This window comes from uncultured Ellagibacter sp. (assembly GCF_934617235.1).
Taxonomy (GTDB): Bacteria; Actinomycetota; Coriobacteriia; order Coriobacteriales; family Eggerthellaceae; genus Ellagibacter.
In genome coordinates this window covers 1-11194 of sequence record NZ_CAKTTZ010000060.1, presented here as the reverse complement: position 1 = coordinate 11194, position 11194 = coordinate 1, and the positions used below count along the sequence as shown (strand labels likewise).

The following is an 11194-nucleotide window of genomic DNA, read 5'->3' as shown; positions in this document are numbered from 1 at the left end:
CCATTGGTTACTCCCCACTTTCTCGCGTGCCGAACGCGTGTCTGGCCGTCTCTTGAGGGCAGCTGAAAACAGTAGGTTCCTTCACGATATGCCGCCACCCAAACAGCTTTGCAGGCTCGCCCTCACGTCGCTTTCGAACGTGGTCTTGCCTCGATTGTACCTTATGCACCGCTCGGGGCTGTTGGCGTATCTCAAGCCCCGCACCTTCCGCTCCTTTGTTCGAGCAGCTCTTCATGCGTCGAATTGGGCGATGCTTCCCGCCAGCTCTCTTTCACCTTGCGTTCAGTCGATCTTCAAGGTGGAAAGAAACCACGAGGTGAGTGTTTCGGGTGTTTGGGCCGCCCCCGCTTCGAACCACCACACCACCGTTTGGCAAAATGAAGCGACGAGCAGCCCTATCGCGTAGTCGGCTGGCACGCCTTCGGGGAATGCGTCGACTTTCCGCGAGAACAGTACTGCGAGCTCGTTTCTGAAGTACGTCGTGAAATGAGGCTCGCCTTCAGTGAGCAGCTTGCCGCATATAGCGCCATGGGTGTCTCGCAAATGGTACAGTAAATGCGTCAGGACGCCGCCGAGGCCAACCGCCTGCAGATCGGCGTGCGTGGTGCAATGCTCGTTTACGCCTTCGAATATATGCTCGAATATCTCGATGCACATCTGGTCGAGCAGGTCGTCTTTCGTTTCGAAGTGCGCGTAGAAGGTGCTTCGCCCAATGTCGGCGCGCTCGATGATTTGCGCGACGGTGATCGACCGGTAATGCTCATGCGCCATAAGGTCCTCGAATGCCGAATAGATAGCTTGCCTCGTTTTCCTTTGGCGCCTATCCATCGCTTGCTTTTCCATCGGCTCTTTTCCCTTCCGTCTCTGGACAGATTTGCGAAAGCGTTCGGTATCGGGCGATTCTCGCGAGGCTGACCCGTACCGCGCATTTTTCTTCCAGTGGATACTAACGATCAACGTGCGTCAGGTGATTCTTCATTTTCCGAACATCGTGGATTATACCGAATTATGTGTTCAGTATCTTATACGATGTTTAGGAGTACTACCGTGCTGAAAAAGGTTGAAACCGCGCTCGAATGGGGCGGAACAAGGAAGGACATCGCCTTTCTTGCCGTGTCCGCTGTCGCGCTCATTGCGAGCTTCATCTGGGAAAACGCGCTACCTGTGGACCCCGCTTGGGTCGCGATTGCTTTGTGCGGCGTCCCCATCGTCGTTGAGGCAGCCATAGCGCTCATCACCGAACACGACGTAAAGGCAGACCTTCTGGTTTCTCTTGCCCTTATAGCCGCGGTTTCGATTGGGGAATTCTTCGCCGCCGGCGAGGTTGCCCTTATCATGCAGCTTGGCGGCCTGCTCGAGGAGCTCACCGTCGCGCGCGCACGATCGGGCATCGAGCGCCTGGTCGAAATGACGCCCACGCAGGCCCGCGTCATCGGCGAAGCTGGCGCCGAGAGCCTCGTGCCCGTCGAGAACATCGATGCGGGTTCGAGCGTGCGCGTTCTTCCTGGTGAGACGATTCCCGTCGACGGCGTTATCGTCCAAGGCGTCACCAGCGTAAACGAGGCGGTCATGACAGGCGAATCGATGCCTGTCGACAAGCGCGTGGGCGATGAGGTGTGCTCAGGCACGGTGAACCAATTCGGTGCCATCGACGTGCGCGCCACCCGTGCTGGTTCGGACGGGTCGATGCAGCGTATCGCGCGTCTGGTGCAGAGTGCAAGTGCGGACAAGGCGAAGATTGTTCGCACGGCCGATCGCTGGGCGACGTGGGTGGTTGTCGGGGCGCTTGTTGCCGCAGCTGGGGTCTTCCTGATTACTGGCGAGGTTCTCCGTGCAGTTACTGTGCTCGTCGTGTTCTGCCCCTGCTCGCTCGTGCTTGCTATCCCCACTGCCATCATGGCGGCTATCGGCAATGCGACCAAGCACGGCTTTCTGGTGAAGGAAGGCGACGCGCTTGAACGGCTTGCCGGCGTGCAAAGGGTGGCCTTCGACAAAACAGGCACGTTGACCGAAGGCGAACCGCATGTGGTCGAGGTGCGCGCCCTGCCCGATTCTCCCTTAGATTCCGACAGGTTGTTCTCACTGATTGCTTCCGCCGAGCTGCGAAGCGAGCACCCTCTCGGCAAGGCCGTTGTGAGAAGCGCAAGGTCGGCGGGTGTCGCCTTCGATGAGCCGGAATGCTTTGAGATGCTTCCCGGTCGCGGCGTTTCGGCCCAGGTGGGCGGGCATACCGTCGCCGTCGGTAACGTTGCTTTGATGGGAGAGATGGGATTTCCCATTGGCACCTGGGATAATGCATCGATAAGCGCTTTTGGGAACGAAGGGTGCACGGTGGCTCTCATTGGCGTCGATGGTGATCCTTGCGGCATGGTGGCGCTTTCCGACACGCTGCGCCCCGAGGCCTCGGCAATGCTTGGGGAACTCGCGGCGGAGAACATCTCTCCTGTGCTTTTGACGGGCGATAATGCTGCGGCGGCTCGTGCCGTGGCAAGCAAGATGGGCATCTCGGACGTGGTGGCGAGCTGTCGCCCCGAGGACAAGCTTTCCTACATTGAAGGCGTCGAGAAAAGTGGCTGCTGCATTGCTATGGTGGGCGACGGCGTGAACGATGCGCCCGCCTTACGACGTGCCTATGTCGGCATCGCGATGGGCGGCGTGGGGTCCGACATCGCCATTGACGCTGCGGACATTGCCATTGTCGACGACGGAATCAGGGAGCTCAGCCACCTGTTTTCACTCTCCCGGCATATGATGCGCGTCATAAAGGCGAACCTTGCGTTCTCCATGACGCTCAACTTTGTGGCGATCGTGCTTGCCATGGTTGCTGTGCTCGATCCGGTGACGGGCGCGCTCGTTCATAACTGCGGCAGCGTGTTTGTAATCGTGAACTCCGCATTTCTTCTCGGTTGGACAAGCAAGAAGGCGACAAAATAGGGTCCTAAGCGCTGCGGCAGAGCCCCTTGCCTGCCTGGTCAGGGCATGGCGGCGCTTTACGTTTCGGCTTGGTGATGGTGCCTTGAGCTCATATGCGAGGGGGCGGGTAACCTCGCCGCCGCTGGGCGTCGCCTCAGCTTGTCCACCCCCGCTCAAGGGCGCGATTTCGGACGGAAGCGACATTGCCATGCGCCAAAAGCCGCGCGACTTCCGCGCTTGCGCAGACGTCCGCCACCTCGTTTGCCGAGAGCTGTAAGGGCTCCTTTTCTATCAAGTTTGCACGATGAAAGCGATGCTGTGCGCCTTCGTTCATTGCGAGCATGAGCCCCGCTTCCGCCTCGGCGTCGCAGGGAATGAATGATCCGTCGGAAATTCCCTCCCTGATGATGCTCGCGATCCGTTTACGCAAATCGTGGTAATCATCGAGGAACTCCCTGAAGTTGTCGGGTTGGCTTCCTGCTGCTTCTTCCAGGACATAAAAGTCGAATGGAAGCCGGCAAAGCATCATTACATCTTCGTGCAGAACGGTGAAAAGCTGTGCTGGTTTGTCGTCGGGAAACGAGCCGATGCCCGTAGCCACGAGTAGTGACGAGCGGTTTTCGTCGACGAGGTGGCGCAAAATGTCGTCTTTCCCAGAAAACCAATAGTAAATCGAGCTTTGGTCGAGTCCCGCTGCTCGAGCTATTTCGGAAAGCGTCGTCTGCGCATATCCTTGGCGCGAAAAAAGTTGTATCGCCGCAGTGGCTATCTCCTCGCGCTGGTTCCCGCTTTTCGAACCATCACGACGGGGCCGCCCGCGGCGCTTTTTTGGCTTCTCTTCTTCCGACATGACCATGTCCCCTTCAGCTCTGCTTCAAAAAATATTCTTCTACCAGCCATTTTGCTCGATAGAAAGGGAGTTGTCAAATATTCAATGCCATATTGATATTTAACAATCGCGAAATATGCAGGTAACGATAGCGCAACGGCTGCCACGTAATATTCCATACGTCATTGAATAAACGGCCAAAGGAGCGCTCATGGATTTGCTAGTATGTGAACCCACGCAGATAAAAGATACACTCAAGGAGCAGGGCGTGCGCTTCTGCTTTTCGGGCTATGTGGACCTTCATGGTCGCCTGAAGGGGAAGATTGTCCCTCTCTCTCATTTCGATCAGATGGTCAAAGGCTCCGAGCTCTATACCGGTGCTGCGCTTGACGGTGTGCCGCAGGAAATCAACGATGAGGAAGTGTCGAGCCATCCTGACGTTACGCACGGGTTTGTTCTCCCTTGGAACAAGGAGGTTGCTTTCTTCCCGAGCAATCTGTTCAACCAGGGGAAACCTTTTGAGGCATGTTCGCGCAACATCCTGACGCGTCAGGTAGAACGTGCGGCGGCAGCTGGCTTCAAAATGAACCTCGGGGTCGAAACCGAGTTCTTCGTGCTGCGCGACGAGCGCTTTCAGGTCGCGCAAGGCGAGCGGCCGCTTGGTGTGGCGACGGGCATCAATGGGGTGAATACGGTAAGCGACCGCGATGCCCTCGATAAGCCTTGCTACGATTTGGCCACAGCTACAGACAACTTCCACTGGCTGATTGAGCTGGTCGACGCGATGGATGAGCTCGGCTGGGACGTGTATTCCTTCGACCACGAGGATGCGCGCAGCCAATTTGAAATCGACTTCATGTACGCAGACGTGCTCTCGATGGCTGATCGGGTTGCGTTCTTCCGTTATATGGCGAATGAGATTGCCCGCAAGCATGGCTACTTCGCGTCGTTTATGCCCAAACCGTTCGCGAACATGTCGGGATCGGGCGCGCATATGAACATGTCGCTCGAAGACGCAGCGACGGGCAAGAACCTCTTCCAGGCGAAAACTCCCGAAGAGGATGTGAAGGGTGTAGGGCTCACCCAGCTCGGCATTTGGTTCATCGGCGGCATCTTGAAGCACGCTCGCGCGTTGAGCCTGGTCATCGCACCGACGGTTAATAGCTACAAGCGCCTTGTGCGCCAAGGGTCGATGTCTGGCTCCACGTGGGCGCCTGTGTTCGTGAGCTACGGCAACAACAACCGCACGAACATGCTCCGCGTCCCGCTTGCGGCGAATCGCGTGGAATGTCGTGCGACTGATATCTCTATGAACCCTTATCTGGCTTCGGCGTTCATGCTTGCAGCTGGTCTCGAAGGCATTGAAAACCACATCGATCCAGGCGATCCTCACCGCGACAACCTGCATAAATACACCGCAAAGGACGTCGAGCGCGCAGGGATATCTCTTCTTCCCCGCAATCTCGAGGAAGCTTGTGACGCCTTCGAGGCAGACCCGCTTGCTCGCGAGGTATTTGGCGGTGCGATGTTCGAAAGCTATCTCTCCTACAAGCGCCGCGAATGGGAAGAGTATGCCTACGCGGTGACCGATTGGGAATGTGAGCGCTATCTCAAGTTCTTCTAGCGCAACGGGCGACGGTGAAGCGAAAGAACGCGAAAGGAGGCGTGGAAATGGCCGCTCCAGATGCTTACGAGGCGATTATGTTGGGCGATTTAAAACTGGAAAACGGCAACATTCTAGCGGGGGCTCATGTGGGCTTCGCTCATTGGGGGCTTCCTGTGGGATGCGGTGAGCCCATCGTCGTGCTGCCAAGTTACTACTCTGGAAACGCCAAAAGCTACGCCCCTTGGATTGGAAGTGAGGGGCTGTTCGACCCCGAGCTTTGCTGCATTCTTGCATTCGACCAGTTCGGAGCAGGAAAGTCTAGCAAGCCCTCAGACGCACCCGAAAAGGAGTGGCCTGTCCCCTCTCTCGCTGATTGTGTGCGTGCCCAAAAGCGCGCGCTTGAGTTGCTTGGCGTGGCCCATATTGATTTGGTAGCAGGATGGTCGATGGGCGGCATGCAGGTATTTTCCTGGTGTGAACAGTTTCCCGACTTTGTCGTTTCGGCTCTTGCTGTTTGCGCAACGCCTGCCCCAAGTGCGGTGAACCGCGTGTTCCTCGAGGGTATTCGCGCTGTGCTCGTAGGTGGTTTGAAGCCGAGTGAAGTGGGCGCGCTCGACAAGCTTCCTCGTGCCGAGCTGGCACGTCGCTTGCGCGCGTTCGGTGCGGTGTATGCGGGTTGGGCTTACTCCGATGAATTCTTCTTGTCGGGAGCCTATCGCGAGTTTGATTATGCGAGCTGCGATGATGTTGTTTCGGGATGGGCGGCAGACCATGAAAAGATGGATGCCGCCGACCTTGCGGCCCAGCTTGATGCCTGGCTTGCTGCGAAGCCCTGCTCGCTTGCACGGGAATGCGCAGGCCCATATGTGCTAGCAATGCCCGCGAGCACCGATCGCTACTTCCTTTCTGAGACGCTTGGCGACGTCTGCAGTCAGTTTCCCAGGATGAGCGTCGTGGAAATCGAGTCTGACTTGGGCCATATCGCTGGGCGTCCGGGGATAAGGCCTGCTGAGACGGCACAGATTAAAGCTCAGATTGACCGTCTTTTCCCAGGAGGGCTGCGCGACGGCCCTCAAAGCCAGGCTCGCGGAACCCCCGTGCGCACATCTATTCCCACCCATGTAACCCTCCAATAAAAGTTAGGAGTCTCAAATGAATGCCATGCTGCTCTTCGGCGTCGGAATCACCGTGCTTCTGGTCCTGTTCGTCGGAATGTACGTCGGCCGCAAAGTCGAAGGCGACTCGCAAAACTTCCTCGTCGCCGGCCGCATGCTGCCCATCTACCTCGTCGCGCCTGCTCTTATGGTCGCCGCCGTCGATTCCAACGCAACCGTTGGCAATATGGACCTATCAAGCTCCGCGGGCTTCTGGGCCGGAGCGTCGCTTGCCATCGGCCTTGCCGTCGCTCTCCTTCTTTCGGGCATTTTCATCGCCAAGCCGATGAACGAAATGGGCCTGTTCTCGCTTGGCGACTTCTTTCGCGTGAAGTACGGTCCTGCTTTCGAGAAGTTGGCATCGTGTGTGATGATCTTGGCCTATATCATCTTGCTCGCCGGCAACCTTGTCGCATGCGGTTACTTGCTTGAATACTTCCTCGGAATCCCCTATATCGGCGGACTCTTCGTCGCGGGCGGTCTTGTGCTCCTGTACACGCTCTGCGGTGGGCTTCTCTCCGATGCCTATACCGCGGCAATCCAGACTGTCATCACGCTCATTGCGGCAGTGGTTATTGCCGTGTTTGTCGGCGTGACGTACGGCTACTCCATCCCCGAGGGGTTCGGACCCTTCGATTTCGAGCAGTTGACTACCTCGGAAGCTGGCGCTCCTATCAACTGGGCGACGCTGCTCTCGCTCGGTGTAGGCGACATCGTGGCTATTGACTTCCAGCAGCGCATTTACAGCGCGAAGAACCCCAAGGTTGCGCGCAACGCATGCTTCGTCGGCGCGGCTCTTACGGCGTTCATTGGCGTGGTGTACGGCATGATTGCGCTCACCTGCGTGCAGGCTCTCGGCCTTGAGGTTGGCGAGAACCCCCTGCTCTACGTCTTCCTCTCCGAGTACGCCTCTCCTATCATCGCGGTCATCGTGCTCGCGGGCATTGTTGCCGCGTCGTTTTCCACGGCGTCCGGCGCCATCCTTGGCATGTCCGATATGATCGTGCGCAACCTCGCCGGCTTCCGTCGCGATTCCAACGTGCAGGGGAAAGATCCGCAGCTGCGCTGGGTCCGCATCTGCATGGTGCCGCTCATGCTCGCAGGCATCTTCATTGCCGCGCGCATCGCGCAAACAGGCATCCTGCTCACGTTGGCATTCGACCTCATGCTCTGCTGCCTGATCCCAGCGCTGTTCGGCGGCCTGTTCTGGAAGCGCTCGTCCGTACAAGCTGTGTTTGCGTCCGCAGTTGTCGGCTTGGTGCTTCGCCTGTTCTTCTTCGTCACCATCCCGACGGTCTATGGCGTGGAGAACACGCTGCTCTACATCGACAACCCCTTCTTCACGGCGGACATGGACGGCTGGTGCACCTTTATCTCCTTCGGTGCCTCGCTCGGTGTGTACTTCCTGGTAGCGGCCTTCTGCCCGCGTACCGAGGAACAGAACGCCCTCGAGCGTGCGGAGCTCGCCGAGCTCGAGGAGGAGCGCACGGTAACCGCCGACGCGCTCTACGAACGTGCTGTCATCGCCCAGCGCGAGGATACGCTCGACTTTTACGAGCGGGCGAAAGCAGCAGGCTTCCCTGTTGACGACGAGCTCTCCATCGCGCGCTCGGCTATTGGCAAGCCGATTTCGAAGGCGAACGCGTAGTACGTCATGAAGTTCGGGGGTTGGCGTGCTCGAAGCATTCCCATCCCAGCAGTCTGAAAGGGCCCAAACGGGCGAATAGTTCTAAGGAGGATCATCATGCAGGCAATTTGGACAAAGGTTCTCAAGCCCGGCGAGAAGTGGTCGGGAGCGATCGGCCGCGGCAAGTACGTGCACTTCAAGGCGCAGGGCGACGGTGCGAACGTGTCGGTGCTCCTGTACAACCTGCTCGACAAGACTGAGCGCTACAATATGCCGGATACCCTGAAAGCTCAGTTCACCGCCCATCTGACGCAGGGGAACATCCTCATGAGCGACAATGGCCGCGCGATGGCGTCCTTCGTGCAGGACTCGCTTGGATGGCATGACTCCATCTGCGGCCTCACCACGCGCGAGATGACCGACGAGAAATGGGGTAAGACCACCTATCAGGAGCAGCGTAACGACTATCATCGCGCCGGCATGGAGAACGTCGCCATGGAGCTTGTGCGCAACGGGTTGTCCATGCGCGATCTCGTGCCGTGCGTGAACCTGTTCAGCAAGGTGTTCATCAAGGAAGACGGCTCGATGAACTTCGAATCCGGCTGGTGCAAGGAAGGTGCGACCGTCACGCTGCGCACCGAGATGGATTGCATTTGGATTCTCTCGAACACGCCCAACCCGCTCGACGACTCGCCTGAGTGGCCTTCCGTTCCCGTCGAGGTGAGCGTCTACGATGCGCCTGCGACCGACCTTATCGACGAGTGCGTGCAGCATCGCGATGAAAACTTCCGTGCGTTCCAAAACACATGGGACTACTACAACCTGCTCGGAATGTAACTGAACGCGCACAAGACAAGGAGAAAATCATGTACGGACTGAACGCCAAGGAAAGCACGCTCAACCCCGAAGACGCTATCTATGACGAGGTGGTGGGCTCGGGTTGCGGCTGGTCGCACGAGCTTTTGCCAGGGCAGACCTTGCGCATCCTCGACATCGAGGGCAACCAGGCGGTTGATACCACGTTCATGAACCTGGACGACCCGGCCGACCACTACAGTGCGACTGCGACGATTGTGGGACAGAAGAACATCTACCTCACCACGGGGACCATCTTGCGCTCCGAGCAGTACAAGCCGCTGCTGGAAATCACGGCCGACCTTACGGGGCGCCACGACACGCTCGGCGGCTGCTGCTCGGCGCAAAGCAACACCGTGCGCTACGCACGCGAGAAGGAGTATATGGCGAACTGCCGCGACGATTTCATGCTCGAGATGTCGAAGGATCCCGAGGCCCAATTCCTGAAGCGCGACCTGGCCCCCAACATCAACTTCTTTATGAACGTGCCTATCACCGAGGACGGCTACTACAAGTTCGACGACGGCGTTTCGGCTCCGGGCAAGTACGTGGAGATGCGGGCAATCGGCCATGTCATGGTGTTCGTGAGCAACTGCCCGCAGTTGAACAACCCCTGCAATGCGTACAACCCCACGCCCGTGCGCATGCTCATTTGGGACGCCGAATAAGAAGGCCCCGAAGCGATGACGACCGCCTGCCCCCTCTACGTTTACGTGTAACGCGATATCGAAAGAAGCATCCGCATGTTCAGTAAGATTCTCATAGCCAACCGCGGCGCGATTGCCACGCGCGCCGAGCGCACCTTCAAGAAGATGGGTGTGGCGAGCGTCGCCGTGTATTCCGAGGCAGACCGCGACAGCCTCCATGTAGAAAATGCCGATGAGGCCATTTACCTGGGGGAAGGGAACGCGCAGGCGACTTATCTCAACGCCGACAAGGTTATCGCCGCCGCAAAGGAGACCGGTGCCGAGGCGATATTCCCAGGCTATGGCTTCTTAAGCGAGAACGTGCAGTTCGCCCGCCGTTGCTCTGCCGAGGGGATCGTGTTTATCGGCCCCGAGCCTGAGCAGATGGAGCGGTTCGGCCTGAAGCATGTGGCGCGCCGTATTGCCGAGGAAGCGGGCGTGCCGTTGGCCCCCGGCACGGGGCTCATTGCAACGGTGGACGAGGCGCTTGCTGCGGCGGGCGAGATTGGCTACCCCGTGATGCTCAAATCGACTGCGGGAGGCGGCGGTATCGGCATCAAGATCTGTCATGATGCGGGCGAACTTGAGGGCGCCTTCGAGGGCGCACGACACCTTGCCGCGGCGAACTTCGGCGACGGCGACGTGTTCCTTGAGAAGTACGTTGAGCGCGCGCGCCACGTGGAAGTGCAGATCTTCGGCGACGCGACCCGCGCAGCGGCGATTGCCGAGCGCGATTGCTCGGTGCAGCGTCGCAATCAGAAGGTGGTCGAGGAATGTCCGGCACCGAACTTTCCCGACGAGGTGCGCACCCGCATGCTTGCCGCGGCGGAAAGCCTCGCGCAAAGCGTGGGCTACCGGAGTGCCGGCACGGTGGAGTTCCTCTACGACGAGCAATCGGAGGAGTTCTACTTTCTGGAAGTGAACACGCGCCTTCAGGTGGAGCATGGCATTACCGAGGAATGCTGTGGAATCGACCTGGTGGAATGGATGGTGCGCGAGGCAGCTGGCGAGACGGTCGCGTGGAATGAGCTGCACGAACCTGTCGGGCACGCCATTGAAGTGCGCCTTTACGCTGAGGATTGCGGCAATGGGTTTCTCCCTGCGACGGGCAAGGTCGACGAGGTTGTTTGGCCCGAGGACGCGCGCGTTGAGACATGGATTCGCAAGGGTGTCGAGGTGACAAGTTTCTTCGACCCGATGCTTGCGAAGATCATCGTGCACGACGATACTCGCGAGGCTGCGCTCGCTCACATGGGCAACGTGCTCGACGGTCTGCGCGTATACGGTGTCACCACGAACCGCGCCTACATCGAGAGCCTCTTTGGGTCCGAGCCATATCGCGAGGCGCACCTGTTCACGCACATGCTCGACGACTTCCATCCTGCCGAAACTGCGATCGAAGTACTCGACGGCGGCATCCAGACAACCGTGCAGGACTACCCCGGCAGGGTGGGGTACTGGGCGGTTGGCGTGCCTCCTTTGGGGCCGATGGACTCCTACAGCTTTCGCCTCGGCAACGCGGTG

At 58.6% G+C, this 11194-nt stretch carries 9 protein-coding genes; 7 read left to right on the top strand and 2 right to left on the bottom strand.

Going from position 1 to position 11194, the window contains the following annotated elements; translation table 11 throughout:
* Positions 1-282 precede the first annotated feature (282 nt).
* A complete protein-coding gene (locus tag Q0G85_RS09595) occupies positions 283-843 on the bottom strand; it encodes a TetR/AcrR family transcriptional regulator (protein WP_297157342.1) in 561 nt (186 codons plus the stop codon).
* A gap of 204 nt (positions 844-1047) precedes the next feature.
* Between Q0G85_RS09595 and Q0G85_RS09590 the strand changes: the two genes are divergently transcribed.
* Positions 1048-2934 (top strand): cation-translocating P-type ATPase, encoded by a 1887-nt coding sequence (locus Q0G85_RS09590; RefSeq protein ID WP_297157340.1) that lies wholly within the window; start codon positions 1048-1050, stop codon positions 2932-2934.
* 133 nt (positions 2935-3067) lie between these two features.
* Here Q0G85_RS09590 and Q0G85_RS09585 read toward each other — a convergent pair whose 3' ends face one another.
* Positions 3068-3763, bottom strand: coding sequence for a TetR/AcrR family transcriptional regulator (locus tag Q0G85_RS09585; RefSeq protein WP_297157337.1), 696 nt, complete (start codon positions 3761-3763; stop codon positions 3068-3070).
* 190 nt (positions 3764-3953) lie between these two features.
* Between Q0G85_RS09585 and glnT the strand changes: the two genes are divergently transcribed.
* The 6 genes from glnT to Q0G85_RS09555 form a co-directional block, all read left to right on the top strand.
* Positions 3954-5366 (top strand): type III glutamate--ammonia ligase, encoded by a 1413-nt coding sequence (gene glnT / locus Q0G85_RS09580; protein WP_297157334.1) that lies wholly within the window; start codon positions 3954-3956, stop codon positions 5364-5366.
* Positions 5367-5413: 47 nt separating this feature from the next.
* Positions 5414-6484, top strand: coding sequence for an alpha/beta fold hydrolase (locus Q0G85_RS09575; RefSeq protein WP_297157331.1), 1071 nt, complete (start codon positions 5414-5416; stop codon positions 6482-6484).
* Positions 6485-6500: 16 nt separating this feature from the next.
* On the top strand, positions 6501-8150 hold the full coding sequence (locus Q0G85_RS09570) for a sodium:solute symporter family protein (RefSeq protein WP_297157328.1): 1650 nt from the start codon (positions 6501-6503) through the stop codon (positions 8148-8150).
* Positions 8151-8246: 96 nt separating this feature from the next.
* Positions 8247-8966 (top strand): urea amidolyase associated protein UAAP1, encoded by a 720-nt coding sequence (locus Q0G85_RS09565; RefSeq protein ID WP_297157325.1) that lies wholly within the window; start codon positions 8247-8249, stop codon positions 8964-8966.
* 29 nt (positions 8967-8995) lie between these two features.
* Positions 8996-9652: an urea amidolyase associated protein UAAP2 gene (locus tag Q0G85_RS09560; protein WP_297157320.1), complete on the top strand. Its 657-nt coding sequence runs from the start codon at positions 8996-8998 to the stop codon at positions 9650-9652.
* A 75-nt stretch (positions 9653-9727) separates the two neighbouring features.
* A partial coding sequence (locus Q0G85_RS09555; RefSeq protein WP_297157317.1) for a biotin carboxylase N-terminal domain-containing protein occupies positions 9728-11194 on the top strand: 1467 nt, incomplete at its 3' end.

Excerpts from the sequence above, each read along its gene's own strand:
- Q0G85_RS09575 (WP_297157331.1), top strand. The coding sequence starts at position 5,414 with ATGGCCGCTCCAGATGCTTACGAGGCGATTATGTTGGGCGATTTAAAA.
- Q0G85_RS09565 (WP_297157325.1), top strand. The coding sequence starts at position 8,247 with ATGCAGGCAATTTGGACAAAGGTTCTCAAGCCCGGCGAGAAGTGGTCG.
- Q0G85_RS09560 (WP_297157320.1), top strand. The coding sequence starts at position 8,996 with ATGTACGGACTGAACGCCAAGGAAAGCACGCTCAACCCCGAAGACGCT.
- Q0G85_RS09595 (WP_297157342.1), bottom strand. The coding sequence starts at position 843 with ATGGAAAAGCAAGCGATGGATAGGCGCCAAAGGAAAACGAGGCAAGCT.
- Q0G85_RS09570 (WP_297157328.1), top strand. The coding sequence starts at position 6,501 with ATGAATGCCATGCTGCTCTTCGGCGTCGGAATCACCGTGCTTCTGGTC.
- glnT (WP_297157334.1), top strand. The coding sequence starts at position 3,954 with ATGGATTTGCTAGTATGTGAACCCACGCAGATAAAAGATACACTCAAG.
- Q0G85_RS09585 (WP_297157337.1), bottom strand. The coding sequence starts at position 3,763 with ATGTCGGAAGAAGAGAAGCCAAAAAAGCGCCGCGGGCGGCCCCGTCGT.